This is a genomic window from Vibrio paucivorans, assembly GCF_054053395.1.
This window is the reverse complement of record NZ_CM133230.1, coordinates 736,523-753,177: the sequence shown is the minus strand read 5'-3', so window position 1 is coordinate 753,177 and position 16,655 is coordinate 736,523. Positions and strand designations below refer to the sequence as shown.

14 protein-coding genes and 1 pseudogene are annotated in these 16,655 nt (G+C 45.3%); 8 read left to right on the top strand and 7 right to left on the bottom strand.

All coding sequences use genetic code 11. From position 1 onward, the window contains the following. Positions 1-208 precede the first annotated feature (208 nt). The 3 genes from metN to ACXABW_RS03595 all read left to right on the top strand — a co-directional run bounded on the left by metN (position 209) and on the right by ACXABW_RS03595 (position 2,783). Positions 209-1,243, top strand: coding sequence for a methionine ABC transporter ATP-binding protein MetN (metN, locus tag ACXABW_RS03605; protein WP_457524038.1), 1,035 nt, complete (start codon positions 209-211; stop codon positions 1,241-1,243). Next, on the top strand, positions 1,233-1,910 hold the full coding sequence (locus ACXABW_RS03600; protein WP_457524036.1) for a methionine ABC transporter permease: 678 nt from the start codon (positions 1,233-1,235) through the stop codon (positions 1,908-1,910). Before metN ends, ACXABW_RS03600 begins: the two co-directional genes overlap by 11 nt. Positions 1,911-1,973: 63 nt before the next feature. Beyond that, positions 1,974-2,783 (top strand): MetQ/NlpA family lipoprotein, encoded by an 810-nt coding sequence (locus tag ACXABW_RS03595; protein ID WP_252029752.1) that lies wholly within the window; start codon positions 1,974-1,976, stop codon positions 2,781-2,783. A 125-nt stretch (positions 2,784-2,908) separates the two neighbouring features. On the opposite strand, the gene ACXABW_RS03590 is transcribed toward ACXABW_RS03595, so the two are convergent. Both ACXABW_RS03590 and syd read right to left on the bottom strand, forming a co-directional pair. After that, the gene (locus tag ACXABW_RS03590; protein ID WP_457524034.1) at positions 2,909-3,685 is read right to left on the bottom strand and encodes a Zn-ribbon-containing protein; all 777 of its coding nucleotides are present in this window, start codon (positions 3,683-3,685) and stop codon (positions 2,909-2,911) included. Positions 3,686-3,687: 2 nt separating this feature from the next. Then, positions 3,688-4,233, bottom strand: coding sequence for a SecY-interacting protein (gene syd, locus ACXABW_RS03585; RefSeq protein WP_457524032.1), 546 nt, complete (start codon positions 4,231-4,233; stop codon positions 3,688-3,690). A gap of 92 nt (positions 4,234-4,325) precedes the next feature. On the opposite strand from syd, the gene queF reads away from it, so the two are divergent. The 5 genes from queF to xni all read left to right on the top strand — a co-directional run bounded on the left by queF (position 4,326) and on the right by xni (position 11,626). After that, positions 4,326-5,171: an NADPH-dependent 7-cyano-7-deazaguanine reductase QueF gene (gene queF, locus ACXABW_RS03580; RefSeq protein WP_457524030.1), complete on the top strand. Its 846-nt coding sequence runs from the start codon at positions 4,326-4,328 to the stop codon at positions 5,169-5,171. Positions 5,172-5,228: 57 nt separating this feature from the next. Next, positions 5,229-7,487 carry a tetratricopeptide repeat protein gene (locus tag ACXABW_RS03575; RefSeq protein ID WP_457524028.1) on the top strand — a complete coding sequence of 753 codons (2,259 nt, stop codon included), beginning with the start codon at positions 5,229-5,231 and terminating at the stop codon, positions 7,485-7,487. Positions 7,488-7,602: 115 nt separating this feature from the next. Further along, positions 7,603-9,168 (top strand): diguanylate cyclase domain-containing protein, encoded by a 1,566-nt coding sequence (locus tag ACXABW_RS03570; protein ID WP_457524026.1) that lies wholly within the window; start codon positions 7,603-7,605, stop codon positions 9,166-9,168. Between the two features lie 238 nt (positions 9,169-9,406). Further along, complete coding sequence (gene ppnN / locus ACXABW_RS03565) at positions 9,407-10,771, top strand: nucleotide 5'-monophosphate nucleosidase PpnN (protein WP_457524024.1); 1,365 nt, start codon at positions 9,407-9,409, stop codon at positions 10,769-10,771. Positions 10,772-10,852: 81 nt separating this feature from the next. Continuing rightward, the gene (xni, locus tag ACXABW_RS03560; RefSeq protein ID WP_252029745.1) at positions 10,853-11,626 is read left to right on the top strand and encodes a flap endonuclease Xni; all 774 of its coding nucleotides are present in this window, start codon (positions 10,853-10,855) and stop codon (positions 11,624-11,626) included. Positions 11,627-11,706: 80 nt separating this feature from the next. Here the strand turns inward: xni and rlmM are convergent, their stop codons facing one another. The 5 genes and pseudogenes from rlmM to thiI form a co-directional block, all read right to left on the bottom strand. Beyond that, positions 11,707-12,798, bottom strand: coding sequence for a 23S rRNA (cytidine(2498)-2'-O)-methyltransferase RlmM (gene rlmM / locus ACXABW_RS03555; protein WP_252029744.1), 1,092 nt, complete (start codon positions 12,796-12,798; stop codon positions 11,707-11,709). Continuing rightward, positions 12,795-13,192: pseudogene (locus ACXABW_RS03550) on the bottom strand (DUF423 domain-containing protein). Before ACXABW_RS03550 ends, rlmM begins: the two are co-directional and overlap by 4 nt. Then, complete coding sequence (locus tag ACXABW_RS03545) at positions 13,182-13,808, bottom strand: alpha/beta fold hydrolase (RefSeq protein WP_457524022.1); 627 nt, start codon at positions 13,806-13,808, stop codon at positions 13,182-13,184. The pseudogene ACXABW_RS03550 and the gene ACXABW_RS03545 overlap by 11 nt, the downstream one beginning before the upstream one ends. Then, the gene (locus ACXABW_RS03540) at positions 13,801-14,709 is read right to left on the bottom strand and encodes a transcriptional regulator GcvA (protein WP_252029741.1); all 909 of its coding nucleotides are present in this window, start codon (positions 14,707-14,709) and stop codon (positions 13,801-13,803) included. Before ACXABW_RS03540 ends, ACXABW_RS03545 begins: the two co-directional genes overlap by 8 nt. 442 nt (positions 14,710-15,151) lie before the next feature. Further along, complete coding sequence (thiI, locus tag ACXABW_RS03535) at positions 15,152-16,600, bottom strand: tRNA uracil 4-sulfurtransferase ThiI (protein ID WP_457524019.1); 1,449 nt, start codon at positions 16,598-16,600, stop codon at positions 15,152-15,154. Between the last annotated feature and the right edge of the window lie 55 nt (positions 16,601-16,655).

Below are 16,655 nucleotides of genomic sequence, written 5' to 3'. Positions count from 1 at the left end.
GTTCTCAATCTTCTCTGTATAGCCTTGAATTATCGCACGCTTTATTTCATTCATCACTATCTAATTACCTAATCGAATTGAGCAATAGCTATTTAGACGTCTAGACGTAAAAATATCTATTGACTTGAATCAGCGAAACCCATAGCATCCTCTACTAAATGAGACTTAGCTCAAAATATTATTCTGTTGTCCCTGCACAGGTAGAAAGATGATCGAGATTAACCAAGTAAATAAGGTTTTTTATCAAGGCGTTAAGGAAATCAACGCTCTGAAAGATATCAACCTATCCATTCCCCAAGGCACCATTTTTGGTGTGATTGGTTCATCAGGTGCAGGGAAAAGCACACTGATTCGCTGTGTAAACATGCTAGAAGCACCAACGACAGGTGAAATCATTGTTGACGGCGTTGACCTAACTAAGCTGACAAAATCTCAGCTGTGCGAAGCGCGCCGTAATATTGGTATGATCTTCCAGCACTTTAACCTGCTTTCCTCGCGCACTGTGTTTGAGAACGTGGCGCTGCCACTGGAACTGGCAGGTAAAGACAACCAACACATCGATACCAAAGTCAGCGAATTATTAAAGCTGGTTGGCCTTGCCGACAAGCGCGATACCTATCCAGCTAACTTGAGTGGCGGTCAGAAACAACGTGTCGCCATCGCTCGCGCTCTGGCTAGTGACCCGAAAGTACTTCTATGTGATGAAGCCACCAGCGCACTAGATCCAGCGACGACTCAATCGATTCTTGAACTACTTAAAGAAATCAACCGCAAGCTGAATATCACCATGCTGCTCATCACCCACGAAATGGACGTAGTGAAGAGCATCTGTCATGAAGTTGCGATTATCGGTGGTGGTGAACTGGTAGAGAAAGGCACGGTTGGTGAGATCTTCGCGCATCCGAAAACGGAATTAGCGCATGAATTCATTCGCTCAACACTAGACCTTTCGATTCCAGATGATTATCAAGCTCGCCTGCAAGACACGCGCGTAAATGGTAGCTACCCACTGGTGCGTTTAGAGTTCACCGGTGCCACCGTGGATGCACCGTTAATGACGCAAATTGCTCGTAAGTTCAACATTGATGTCAGCATTCTGAGCTCAGATCTCGACTACGCTGGCGGCGTAAAATTTGGCATGATGGTCGCAGAGCTATTTGGTAACGAACAAGACGACAACGCAGCGATTGAGTTTCTGCGTGAACATAACGTAAAAGTAGAGGTACTTGGCTATGTCCTTTAATACGATTTCTGAATGGCTAAGTCTTAACGGTAACTTACTGCTTGGCGCTACGTGGGAAACCTTATACATGGTTGGCGTTGCGGGTATTGTTGGCTTCGCAGTTGGTATCCCACTTGGCGTAATCCTTCATACCACGAAGAAAGGTGGCTTACTGGAGAACACCAAACTGAACGGTACTCTGGGTGCGATTGTCAACATCGGTCGCTCTGTTCCGTTTTTGGTATTGATGGTTGCCATCATTCCAGTGACCAAGCTGTTAGTAGGTACATTCATTGGAACAACAGCAGCAATTGTGCCACTGACAATTGGTGCTATCCCGTTTGTCGCTCGTTTAATTGAAGGCGCACTACTTGAAGTACCAACAGGCTTGGTAGAAGCGGCACAATCAATGGGCGCAACACCGACTCAAATCATTACTAAGGTTTTACTGCCAGAAGCACTACCTACCATTGTTAACTCAGTCACTATCACACTGGTTACACTTGTAAGCTATTCTGCAATGGCAGGGACGGTTGGTGGCGGTGGCCTAGGTGACGTAGCGATTCGTTACGGCTTCCACCGTTACGATGTAGTGATCATGGCGGTAACTGTCGTGATGTTGATTATATTGGTACAGATTATTCAGTCTATCGGCGATTCTATCGTACGCCGTGTAGACCACAGATAAAGACAGCCCCTTATCGGGCGCACAGATGCATTAAGCAAATTAGATTCAAATAAGGAGAGAGTCATGAAATTTAGCCTTAAAGGTTTACTTACCATTGCAGCAGCAGCGTCTGCTCTGGTTCTAGCAGGTTGCGGCGAGAAAGAAGCAGATACGAGTAAGATCAAAGTCGGTGTAATGGCTGGCGCTGAAGCACAAGTTGCAGAAGTCGCAGCAAAAGTAGCGAAAGAGCAATTTGGTCTAGACGTAGAACTTGTGACTTTCACTGATTACGTAACACCAAACGCAGCGCTAGATGATGGCTCAATTGATATTAATGCGTTCCAACACAAGCCATACCTAGACCAACAAGTGACTGACCGTGGCTACAAACTGACTATTGCTGGCAACACATTCGTTTACCCAATCGCTGGTTACTCTAAGCAAGTGACCTCTGTTGATGAGATCGCTGAAGGCGCTCGCATTGCTGTACCAAACGATCCAACTAACCTAGGCCGCTCTCTACTACTACTTGAGCAACAAGGTCTAATCACCCTACGTGAAGGTGCTGGTCTACTGGCAACCGTACGTGACATCGTAGAGAACCCTAAAAACATCACTATCGTTGAACTGGATGCAGCTCAGCTTCCACGCTCACTAGACGATGTTGCGCTATCTATCATCAACACAACTTACGCAAGCTCTATCAACCTAACACCACAAAAAGACGGTGTATTCGTTGAAGACAAAGAGTCTCCATACGTAAACCTTATCGTCGCGCGTGAAGACAACCTAAACGCTGAAAACGTACAGAACTTCGTTAAGGCATACCAAACTGAAGAAGTATACTCAGCTGCGTCTGACATCTTCCAAGGTGGCGTAGTTAAAGGTTGGTAATATCACCTTAACGCCCTATCGATTAGAAAGCCCTCATTATTGAGGGCTTTTTATTGCCTGAATACCACTCACTTACTCGAAAAAAAAGCCGCTCAAAGAGCGGCTTTTTAATATCCAATCATGTATTACTTGATATGATCCCAAGACATGTTCGATACGATTCGACAGTCATCGCATTTAAAATGGAAAATGTCATGTACAGGCTCATCTAACAGCCACTCGCCACCGCATTTAGGGCATTTTCGCGCCTGCTCATCCGCTAGGCTTTTTCCACCAACACGGTATTGATAGTAATAGGTTGGAATCTTAGTGATGTACTCGATACGACCACGCAGATCCCAGCCACGTTTAAATAGCACACTATCAAAATCACAAATTTCATGCAGCGCTGCGTGCTCCGCTCGACAGCCACCAGCCATCTGGATTTCGTCGCACGCTTGCCATTCAGTTTGCCACTTTACAACCGCTTTGTGGTCACCGTTAAGCGTTGGTGGGTTACGATAAAGCGGGATTGGCAACAAGGTTTCGCCGCTACGCAGCGGCGAGCAAGTATGCACATAAGTGGTATATAGGATTTGCCAGCTTGGGGCTTCCTCTTCAGCAGCTTCTTCTGAATTCAGGTCACGGCCTAACAGGCGCATCTTCGGAGCGAGTAAGCTCGCTTCCGCCAAGCGGTTCATGCACACCTTTACAAAATCAGAGTGATACCTTGGGTGCAAGCTATCCTGCTCTGGACAAACAACGCGAACAAAGAACTCCCCCTCCCCCATGACGATCGGAAATTCTCGTCCAAGCACTTGACCGTTATATCTCAGCGCATCCATTAAGCCATTGATTGCCCTATCAACCGCGCTCACCGTAGTGTTATCGAAACACTCAAATTGCAGCTCTACTACGTACATGGTTACACCGCAGGCTCAATGCCTTGAAGAAACTCAGTAAGAGTTTCCGCCAGCACGTCTCGTTTATCCGTACCCAAGCGCTCCAAAATGACATTGCCCGATAGATTACAGATAGAAATCACATCAAGTTCAGCATCCGTTGCGGCAATAAACACCGTTGGTTTCAGTTTCAATCGGCGCTGGGTTACCAAGTGGCCCAGAATGTTTTCTTGAAGGCGAACGAAGTCATCATCACTCCATACTTGTAGCAGCGACAGCTCATTCCCCTGCCAAGTGGCATCCATATCCGCACTGTACTGGCTACCATAGAAGGTTTTGATGTCTTCATGCAGCGTGAGCTCAATACCATTTTCGACATTAGTAAAGTCAGCCGGGGTTTCTCTTATATGAGCTTTCCATAGCACTTCACCTGAGCGCTTCTCTTCGACACAAGGAGAAACAAGCTCTGCCAGCTCTTCACTTACTGGTAATGAACCATGTTGCGCTTCATAAGCGTCTGAGTATTTTTGGCTGAATGCGAAAAGGGCCTGTGCGGCATCGTTTGCCATGAACATCTCCAATTGAAGGGTGATAACCCTAATGACAGTTAGGGTAGGATTGCGTAAAATTCTGGGTATTCTAATCCAATTCGACACAAAGTATGAGCAAATATTCCAACGCTAAAGAGCTTGCGGGCTTAACACTGGGCCAAAAGACTGAATACACCAATCAATATGACCCTAGCCTACTACAGCCAGTTCCACGTAGCTTAAACCGCGACGACCTAAACTTAGGCGACACATTGCCGTTTCAAGGTTGTGATATTTGGACTTTGTATGAGCTGTCATGGCTCAACGAAAAAGGATTACCTCAAGTTGCCGTAGGCGAGGTCTCGATTCCAGCTACAAGTGCCAACTTAATCGAATCTAAATCGTTCAAGTTGTACTTAAATAGCTACAACCAAACCAAATTTGCTAGCTGGGACGACGTAGAGCAGCATTTAAGCCGTGATCTTTCCAACTGTGCAGGTGAAACCGTTAGCGTAAAAGTAAACCCTGTTACCGACTACACTCAGCAAACGATCGTTACTATGCAGGGTGAATGCATTGATGAACAGAACATCGAAATCACTAGTTACGATTTCGACGCTGGTTTACTTAATGGCGCAGCTGGCGACGAAGTGGTTGAAGAGGCGCTGCACAGCCATCTGCTCAAATCTAACTGCTTGATCACTAACCAGCCAGACTGGGGAAGTGTTGAGATTCAATATCAAGGTCAAAAAATCGATCGTGAAGCTCTGCTACGCTACTTAGTGTCTTTCCGTGAACACAATGAATTTCATGAGCAATGTGTCGAGCGTATTTTCACTGATATCATGCAATTCTGTAAGCCGAGCAAACTAACAGTGTATGCACGTTATACACGTCGAGGTGGATTAGACATCAATCCTTACCGCTCTTCAGAGCAGGCTCAGCCAGCACATAACCATCGCATGGCGCGCCAATAACTTTTTCGACACTGTCGATTATTATCACAAAGCCGTAGCTATTACAGGAAGCAAACTATGCGCTGGGAGCGTTTACTTTTCCTCATTATTTGTCTGTTCACTCCGATGAGCTATGCGACGATCTATTCGTCGCCAATGCTCAATGAGGCAAATAACTTGGTTGATATTGTGCCGTTGCAAGCCAAAGCACTAGCAACGAATTATTTAACCCAACGCGAGCTCACCACTCGCGGTGAGAAAAGCCCCAGCACCATCAGCCGCGATGAAGCAGACAGTCGCAATCGCACCCCAAGCAGCAGTATTGATGCATTAAAAATCCTAGCCCAGGCCGAGTTCAACCTGAACAATGCCCGCGCAGCGAATATGCACCTTGAGGAGGCAGAGCGTTTAGCGACCACTCATCAGCTACCATATCTTGGACTGAGTGTTCAAATACTAAAAACTCGCCTTAACTGGTTGCAAACCCGTGACACTGAAGCCACTCAAAAGCGTGTTGATCAACTGCAATTGGCGTACAACAATATTGCTAATGCAGACCAGTTAGCTAAGGGCATTCATTACCGTTTAGTGATGCTGCAAGCGGAGATGGCGTCGTACGAGAAAGACATCGACAAAGCCAATACGCTCTATCAAAGTTTGTCGGCATACATCGACAATGTCAGCAATAAACAAACCTACATCGACTATCACCTTGCATACGGTAAGCACTACCTTGATCACAAGCTATACAACCTTGCTTTATCTGAGTTGTTAGCGAGCTACTGGCAATCAATTGAAAGTAACTCCAGCGCCCAATTAGCTAAGGTAAATCGCCAATTAGCGCGCCTATTCTATGAAAGGCGCGTGTTAGACAAGGCGCTTGACCACTTGTCTCAGGCTGCCGATTTCTACGACAACTTCCAAAACTCTCCTGCTTTGGTCGATGTTCTGAAACGAATGGGCGATGTGTACTATCAGCAAGGTAAGTACAATCTTGCCTTAGTGCATTACTTCAACGTCATTGATCACGAACGTAACCAAAACAATATTGAAGGTGTCATCGAGATCCGTATTTCACTCGCCGCAACCTACTTGCAGCTGTATAACTACCCGCTGACTGAGCAGTACTTAAATCGCGCGGAAGAGTTATTAGAGTACGCCGATGTACCTCGCTTAAACGCTCATGCTTTGCTGCTGAATGCAGGCCTAGCCTACTCTCAAAAGAAAGGCTCAGCCGCCGTGAACTATGCACAACAAGCATTAGATATTGGCTTAGCTGAAGATAACCTCAGGCTTAAAACCAGCGCTTATCAGATGTTGTACTTGGGCTATGAGCTTGTCGGCCAATTCGATAAATCTTTGGAAAACTTAAAAAAGTACAACTCACTAGTTCAAATTCAGCAAAACACGCTTAACCTGATCAATGAAGAAGCATTTCGTCAACAAAAAGAGTTTGTGGAGCAAACCCTGCATTTAGCAGGGCAAACACAAGAGTTAGAAGAAACACACGTTGAGTACCGAAAGTTCCAAAAAGTCGCACTGGCGCTATTTATCTTTAGTTTCGTGCTGTTGTTGCTCTATTTGCGCCGAGGCTTTGTATTGCAACGTCAGCGTGAAGAAATAGGCACGTTGAACACGTCTCTCTATTCTCACTCACGCTCTACGCTGCGTAATTTGCGCATGCTTAATGTAAAGCTCCCTAACGTAATGCAAAAAACGCGTTCAAGCTTTGAACTATGGCATGTCGGTGACTTGATCCAAGAACCACTCAACGATCGACTGCGCTTTGTGATGATCGATGTCCCTTTCTTAAGTGATATGTACCTGCAATATGGCTATGAGTCTGGTTTGGAGCTAGAGAAAGCATTCGGACAATATTTGAAAGGTAAAGTCGAAAGCCCAGCGCGTATTTATCACTTCTCTGATTCAACGCTACTCTACATTGAGCCAAGAACCGAAAACAGCGATGAGCCAGAAGCGATCTTCAAAAAGATCCAAAACTGGATCTTAGAGTTCAAAGAAGACAAAGCGATGACGCGAGTCATTAGAGTAGGGATCGCCGACTACCCGTTCTTGCCACGAGCCTACACCGCAATCAATGACAAAGAGCTGATCGACATTCTATTGATGTCCACCAGCGTCGCTCGCACATTGAGCCTGAAAGAGCATTGCAGTCAGTGGGTCTACCTCAAGGCCATTGAAAACGCACCAGCAGCAAGCCTCGCAACGGGTAATATCCGTAAAGCCTGCAAGCACTCGATAAACCAAGGCCTAATAAAAGTTCATTCTTCTTACAAGAATGAGGACAGCATCAAAAAACTATTAAAAGATGAGTAAAAGCTAGCCATTCAGTTCTAAGAATAAGTGACGTTGTTATTTTTTTTGTTATTATCGATTGATTAGTTAATAAGATCATATTGATCTTTTGTATTCAGCTTATAGTTTAGTTTTCATGGGCGTTCTCGAACAGGATATTCAATCGGAGCTTCATCAGCTCAAAAGCGAACTCGAACAGGTACGTTTGACACAGCGCGATACATCGTTCAAATTTAAGCGAGAACAAAAGGTTCTGAAGCGTATCGTCTCGTCACTCAGCATTGCCTGTAGTGGAGAAAACTCAAAACTAAACGATAGTTTAGCTGAGTTGCGTCACGCGTTAGAACAACAAAAAGACGTTAGCACGCTCATACCGCGCCTCGCAGTACTAGAAAGGATGCTAAAGCAACAAACGTTGGCTATGGAAAAACAAACGCTGAATCTCGATTCTCAAATCAAACACGGTGGAGAAACCCTACTCCGTGTTACCGGGTTACCAGCAAAGATCAAACGTGATTTACGTGATTTGCTGAGCTTTTCGGGTGCCGTGCAGCCGAGCAAAAATGAGCAAGCCCTCAAACTCCTCAGTATTTATGAGCGCTCGGTAAAAATCATTACCAGTAACCCAGATACCACCATTAATGAGCTAAATAGCGCCAGTGATCGTGAGCTATTCACTCGACTATCAACTGAACTCCAACACGTTATCACTGAACTGGATTTTGAGGGTGAATCTGGTGAGCTACTGGTTGATATCCGCGCTAAGCTGCTACTTGGTGTATCGACTCACACGCTACTAGAGCTGACCCTACAAATTCTTAAGCTTGTGATTGAAGGCACTAACTTTGAGCGTAAAAGTTCAGAACAGTTTCTTGAGCAAGTAAACTCTACTCTCTCCTCTACACTTAAAAGCGCCGCACAAAACATCGATCAAAGTGAAAGTTACTTTGAGCAGCGCCAAGAGATGAACAAAGAGCTAGATAGTTTAGTTGGGAAAAGTCAGGCCACACTTTCCCAGTCCGCCTCGATTGAGCAAGCTCAACAGGCCATGTCCCCGTTACTGAGCCAAATTGCGTCTCTTTCAGAACGATTAAACTTAGCAGAGCAACGTGAGCAAGCCTTAATAGAGCGTATGAACTACGGCAAAAATCAAGTCGAAGCCCTGTTTGAGCTGACTCAGGATTATCGTCGCCGACTTGAAGATCAAGCACAAAGAATGCTGCTCGACCCATTAACTAAGGTCTACAACCGCGCTGCATTTGGTGATCGTCTCGAATTAGAATACCGCCGTTGGATCCGCTCTCAGCACAGTTTACGTGTGGTACTGTTTGACGTGGATAAGTTTAAAGCGATTAATGATAGCTTCGGTTACACTGCTGGCGATAAAGCGCTTAAAATTATTGCCCGCACTATGCTGAAAGAGCTTAAAGAAACCGACACTGTTGCACGCTTCTCGGGCGAAGAGTTTATTTTGTTGCTCCCAGAACAAAACGACAATGAAAGCTACCAAATCGTACAAACCATCCAGCGTCAGGTCAGCAAACTGCCATTTAAGTTTAAAGATCAAAGCATTACCATTACGCTTTCTGCTTCCAGTACCACTTTTAAAGACTCAGATACCCCTGAAGAAGTGCTTGAGCGTCTGAATCGAAAACTCAGTGAAGCGAAGAACTTTGGTCCAAACCAATTGACTTGGAAATAGTCTTTTTTATTTCGATTACTTTTTAACCACATTAAATTCTGTAGCACCATAAAACCGTGCAGCTTCACATCCTTTCTAGATAAAGCCAGATTCTATTTGGCGACAATTTCTCATTGATATAGTGTTTTCAATTAGTTATATAGCAAAAATCTTTGCTAAGCTAACAAGTACTCCCTGCAAATTACACGCACCAGCGTAGGTGGGGAGGCTTATTCCCTCTCAACACAAGGAGGCCATTATGATCACTCATATTAGCCCTGCAGGTAGCATGGATCTGCTTTCTCAACTGGAAGTTGAGCGTCTTAAGAAAACTGCATCCAGTGATCTTTACCAACTTTATCGCAACTGTACGTTAGCGGTACTTAACTCAGGCAGTCACACCGACAACTCAAAAGAACTACTCGATAAATACAAATCCTTTGATGTAAATGTGGTGCGCCGTGAACGCGGAATAAAACTCGAACTCAGCAACCCACCAGAGCATGCTTTCGTCGATGGCAATATTATTAAGGGTATTCAAGAGCACCTATTCTCGGTATTGCGTGACATTGTCTATGTGAACATGCATCTTGCCGACAACCAGCGCTTGAATCTGACCAATGCCACTCACATAACTAACCTGGTATTTGGCATTCTTCGTAATGCTGGCGCTCTCACACCAGGTATTGAACCTAACCTAGTCGTGTGTTGGGGCGGGCACTCAATCAACCCAACAGAATATCAATACACTCGAGAAGTCGGCCATGAGCTTGGCTTACGAGAGCTCAATATTTGTACGGGCTGTGGGCCGGGAGCAATGGAAGGCCCAATGAAAGGGGCTGCGATCGGTCATGCTAAGCAGCGTTATGATGAGCAGCGTTACCTAGGGTTAACCGAACCATCGATCATCGCTGCTGAGCCGCCGAATCCTATCGTAAATGAGCTGGTGATCATGCCAGACATTGAAAAACGTCTTGAAGCGTTTGTTCGTATGGCACATGGCATTATCATCTTCCCTGGTGGCCCAGGCACAGCCGAGGAGCTTCTGTATATTCTGGGAATCATGATGCACCCAGAAAACGCCGATCAACCTTTACCAATCGTACTAACCGGTCCAAAAGAGAGTGAAGAGTATTTCCGATCAATAGACCGCTTTATTGGCGAGACTCTAGGTGAAGATGCTCAGAAACACTACCAGATAGTAATTGATGACCCCGTAAAAGCGGCGCAGATCATGAGCCAGTCTATGGGCGACGTTCGTCAGTACCGCAAAGACACAGGTGACGCATACAGCTTTAACTGGTCACTGAAAATTGCACCAGAGTTCCAGATGCCATTTGAGCCAACCCATGAAAGCATGGCGAGTCTAGACCTTCACCTTGACCAACGTCCGGAAAACCTAGCCGCAGCGCTACGACAAGCGTTCTCAGGCATTGTCGCTGGTAACGTCAAAGCAGAAGGTATTCAAGAGATTGAGCGCAAAGGTCCCTTTGTCATCGATGGCGATGCCGAGCTGATGAAAAAAATGGATAAATTGTTGAACGACTTTGTTGATCAACATCGTATGAAACTCCCAGGAGGCAGTGATTACGTACCGTGCTATAAGATTGCAAGTACGGACTAATCCCACTTCGAAGCGAGGCTCGCATCTTAAAGTAAGTTAGGTACAATAAGGGCTGAATAAGCCCTTATTTTTTGGAACATTATGTCTATCCACCTTGTGATTATCGACGCTCTTAACCTTATCCGCCGCGTGCACTCAGCTCAGCCGGATCAAAACGATATTGCAAGAACCATCACCACCACATCACGCACCTTGTCTCGCATTATCTCTGAGTCAGAACCCACTCACATCATCGCGGTGTTTGACCACCACCTTCAAGACAGAGGCTGGCGTGCAGAAATTCTGCCTAGCTACAAAGAAAATAGAAAACCGATGCCAGAGCCTTTATTAAAAGGGCTAGATGCTATTCAGCAAGCGTGGTGGGAGCTTGGTATCGACTCTTTACTATCAGATGGCGACGAAGCGGATGACTTAGTTGCGACTTTAGCAGTGAAAGTGGCCTCACATGGCGAGAAAGTCACGATTATTTCAACGGATAAAGGCTATTGTCAGTTACTCTCTCCAACTCTGCAGATTCGAGATTATTTCCAACACCGCTGGCTTGATGAACCCTTTATCCAAAAAGAGTTTGGAGTGAAGCCTACTCAGCTTGCTGACTATTGGGGGCTAACGGGAGTGAGCTCTAGCCAAGTCCCAGGCATTCCGGGTGTTGGGCCAAAAGCGGCTAAAGAAATTCTGACGCAGTTTGAAGACATAGAGCAAGCCTACGCTTCCCAAGAGCTGGCACCTAAATACCGTAAGAAGTTTGATGAACATATTGAGTCTGCCAGAACGTGCAAACAAGTCTCAGCACTCAAAATCGATATTGAGCTAGGGTTTAACTTACAAGATTTACGCTTTACTCCACCAGCGTAATCATCACAGCTTCTTAAAGAAAAAGCCCACCGCTCTTTATAGGATCGCGGTGGGCTTTTTTGATTCAAATCACTCTGACTTTAATGCGGTGAGATGTTCGATAGCGACTGAACGTGGACAGTGATTTCTTCACGATCATGATAAAGGTGTTTCGCTTGAAGTTTAAATTTCACACCGTTCTCAATTAAGAAGTACTTCAGATTCTCGATGTCTTCCAGCACTTCATCGTAGCGCCCTTTCATTGGCAGTTTTAAGTTAAAGATTGCTTCTTTCGCCCAACCACGAATGATCCACTCGCCCATCAACTGAGCAACACGCGATGGCTTCTCAATCATGTCACACACCAACCAAGTCACGTTCTTACGCGCTGGTTCGAATTTAAAACCATCCTCTTGGTGGTGCTTAACTTGGCCAGTTTCCATTAGACTGTCAGCCATCATACCGTTATCAACCGAGTGAACGAACATAGAACGCTTCACCAATTGGTATGTCCAGCCTCCCGGACAAGCTCCTAAGTCAACGCCCCACATCCCAGATGCTAATCGAGTGTCCCACTCTTCACGAGGAATAAACACGTGGAAGGCTTCTTCCAGCTTCAATGTGGAACGGCTCGGTGCATCGGCTGGGAACTTCAAACGAGGAATGCCCATAAAAAATGCTGAGTTGTTGTTGGCGTAAGAGTAGCCAATAAAACAGTGACCAGGAGCAATAAAGCAGATATGTAAGACTGGCTTTTTCGGGTTGTCTTTGCTGTATAAAATCCCCTTACCACGTAGTGCTTGGCGCATTGGAACAGTGAACTTACGGCAGAACTTCAGTAGTTCTTTCGCTTCATTGGTATCCGGTGTTTCAATGCGTAAATCACCACAGTGAGGGAACGCTTCAACGTCTGATAACTCAGATAGAATCGGAGAAATACGGTCTTCTTTCGGCAGTTCACTCAGTTCAACCGCAACGGCGAACATTTGACGTGCAAATATTAACGACTGGAAATCGATAGTTTTGACTAGCTTATCTGCATCACCATCTTGGTAACATTCAAACAGCACGTAACCGGTATTCTTCTTCACACGAGGAAAACCATACACCTCTAGCTGAGTTGCTTTATCCTGAATCTCTCCAGCACACTCTTTTTCAAAGCCACTGCGGCAGTAGAGCATTACGTGTTTCACTTGTTAACCTCTTTCATCTGTAGTGCTGCATAGCCAAACAGCCCCCAACCTAGCATAAAGAGTAGACCACCAAATGGCGTGATAGGACCAAACCATTTAATACCCGTTAATGCCAGCGCGTAGAGGCTACCGCTAAAACAAAGGATGCCGATGATAAAGCAAATTGCAGCACGGAAAAATATTTTTGCGCTTTGTCGCTAAGATTTAGCTGTAGTAATACACCACATGCCAGCACAGCCAAGACATGAATGAACTGATATTGCACGCCCGTTTGGAAAACTCCGATAAGATAAGGGGATAAGATTGCTTTTAAACCGTGCGCGGCAAACGCCCCCAGTGCAACACCTACAGCGCCCAATCCACCAGCAATAGTGAGCAATAACTTACTTTGCATCGTAGACCTCAAAAATAAACTGACTCAAAGAGTCCACAGCAGACGCGATGTTTTGTTCTTCCGTAAACCCGGAGCGCTTGCGAGGCTTAAAGCTGTGGTCACCGTCAGGTAAAAAAGAAACCCTTACTGAATCCGATAGCGCGAAATCGTCAAACTCTTCCTTCTTGCCAAAGGTATCTCTCTCACCCTGTAAAATAAGGCATGGCTTATCAAGGCTGGCTAAGTGCTCACCTTTGTAGTTTTCTGGCTTACCCGGAGGGTGAAATGGATAACCTAAGCATGCAACGCCAGCAACTAACGGCTCTCCTGCCAGTAAACTCGCCATTCGGCCCCCCATTGATTTACCACCAATCACTACAGGTTTGTTTTGCGCAAAGTGAGTGATCACTTCCTGATACGCCTCCAACAGTTTAGGTGCACGATCAGGTGGACGCTTCTTACCATCCTCCGCTCGCTTAACCATGTATGGGAAATTAAAACGAGCAACACGGATCTGCTTAGCTACTAGCCCTGCACTAACACTTTGCATAAAGTCATGCTCCATGCCTGCACCCGCCCCATGAGCAAAAATAAACAGTGGCCAGTCTTGCTCACCTTCGACAATCCAATTACTCATCTAATAATTCCTCTTGTTCACTGAATGCTTTAGCCAGCATCCAGTCTCGGAATGTGGCAATACGCCCCATATCCGCCTGTTTCTCGTGACACACCACATAAAACGCATTCTTAGTAACGAGTAGCTCATCGAAAGGCGCAATTAAGCGTCCCGCTTCCATTTCAGGTTGTGCCAATACATTATTGCCAAGCGCAATACCCTGCCCGTGAGCTGCGGCTTGAAGAACCATTGTCGAGTGACTAAAAATAGGCCCGTGGTTTACATTCACGCTGTCTAAATCGTATTGCTTAGCAAATTGTTTCCAGTCTTTACGAGATGTGTCATGAAGTAAGGTATGTTTGGTTAAATCGCTTAATGTTTCTAATGGTTTGTTACCTAAAAGTAACGCAGGTGAACAAAGCGGAATCAAAAATTCCTGATACAGTTTATCGGCTCGTAAGCCTGGCCAATTTCCACGACCATAATAGATCGCAACATCGACATCATCAGTCAAAGAACCTTCATCCATATCGACTGCTTTGATTCTAACGTCGATATCTGGTTCCTGTTGGTTAAAGTCTGCCAACCTTGGCACAAGCCATTGAATAGCAAAACTCGGTGGCAAACTGATGGTTAACGCCCCTTTTTCACTGCGTTCAAGCACTTTATCAGTCGCTTCTGCTAACGATGAGAAAATATCTTTAATATCAAGAAAGTAACTTTGACCTTCTTCAGTCAGCAGCAGGGAGCGATTTCGACGACGGAATAGCTTCAATCCTAAGAACTCTTCAAGCGCTTTGATCTGGTGGCTAACCGCAGCCTGAGTCACGAATAACTCTTCAGCGGCGCGAGTAAAACTCAAATGACGAGCAGCAGCTTCGAACACTTTAAGTGAATTCAACGGTGGCAATCTTCTAGACATAGACACACTCAAAAAATTGGATTAGTTTTTTTAATCTGAAACATTATAAATTGTCCGTTGCCTAGCGGCTAGAGAAATTCTATATTTCATCCCGCAACGCTGGCCTGAACGGCTTGATTCGGTTGAATCAATTGGCTCAGTGGTTGCGATGTTGTGTTTGCAAACTCGTACTTCGAGTTAGGTAGATTTCTACCAGTTTTGTCTCTGTTATCCCAAAGACAAAACGAATACTTCCTGTATTTTTGACCTGTCTGTCAAATTTTTTAGCACCGCCTATTAGGCGGTGTTTTTTTATGCCTCAAGCTTTTTTCAGCCTAAACGTAACCACTCCATTTTTAAAATCAGCCGCTTTCGTTAGATACTAAAAAAGCGCAAATCGAATCAACGAGTTGCGCTTTAATTTTCAGTAATATGTTACAGCTAAGCTGTAAACGAACACTGACTAAGGACGGTATACCTTAACATTGCTAAAGCCCTGCTCTTGCAGATACAGCGCTTGCAAACGGCTCATCACACCACGGTCACAATACAGTAGGTAGGTTTTAGACTGGTCTAAGTCACCAAACTGAGTACCAAGGCGGAAGAATGGAAGGTGCTTAACTTCCACACCCTCTATTTCTAGTGGGTTATCGTCTTCTTCTTCAGGACTACGGATATCAAGTACAATCGCATGCTCTTCTACTGCTTTAACCTGCTCAACTTCTGGTGCAGCTTCTTGGCTCTCTTTTTCGATATCACGAATATCAATCATGCGCGCATCACGAACCACTTGCTCTAGAATCGAGAAGTCGAATTTCGCTTCTTCCGCTTCCAGTTTGTCTTTTACCGCTTTTACTGTTGGCTTCTTAGAGATGACACCACAGTATTCAGGCATAGTTTTAGCAAAGTCTTCTGTACCAATATCGCGAGCGAGGTCGATGATATCTTCTTTGTCCCAGTTGATGAGAGGACGAAGAATCAGAGTGTCCGTTACACCGTCAATATGGCGTAGGTTAGTGAGTGTCTGGCTCGATACCTGACCTAACGCTTCACCCGTTACTAGCGCTTGAATGCCGTACTTCTCTGCCAGCATTCCACCAGCACGCATGAACATACGCTTGAGGATAACGCCCATTTGACCATCGTCGACTTTCTCTAGGATCTCTGCCACAACCGGTTCAAAGTCTACAGCTAAGAATTTCACTTTCGCGGATGAACCAAACTTGTTCCACAAGTAGTGCGAGACTTGCTTTACGCCGATCTCATGTGCAGGACCGCCTAGATTGAAGAAGCAGTAATGGGTTTTGGAACCACGCTTAATGTGTAGATAGCTTGATACACCAGAATCAAAACCGCCGGAGATCAGGCTCAATACATCTTCTTGTGTACCTAGAGGGAAGCCGCCTAAACCTTTATGGCGAGCAATGACTTGATTCAGCTTTTCATTGGCAATTTCAATGTTCACTGTGACGTCTGGCTTACTTAACTTAACGCGAGCGCTTTCAACTGCTTGGTTCAAACCACCACCCACGTAGCGCTCTAGTTCAATCGAAGTAAACTCATGTTTGCCACGGCGCTTGGCGCGTACCACAAAGGTTTTGTTTTCGATCTTGCTACGATTAAGCTCCAGTACCTGCTCGTAGATATCATGCATATCTTTGAAGTCAGATTGCTGAACTTCTAGCACATGATGAATCCCCGGAGTCTCGGTTAGGATTTCAAGAACTTCGTTATAGTACTGATCACTTTCAGCAGTCACTTCGATGTGGTCACGGCGGTTGAAAACCGCTACCGATTCAGTACGACGCTGAATAATGATTCGAATATTACATTCTAAAATCCTTGTGAAGCGCTTACGCACCGATTCACTTTTTACAAAAATTTCTGGATGGGGCTTAACAATAAATTTCATAGTTCACTTCACAAGGTTACAAGCTTTGTCATTAAGACTATGCGGGTCGTCGCTA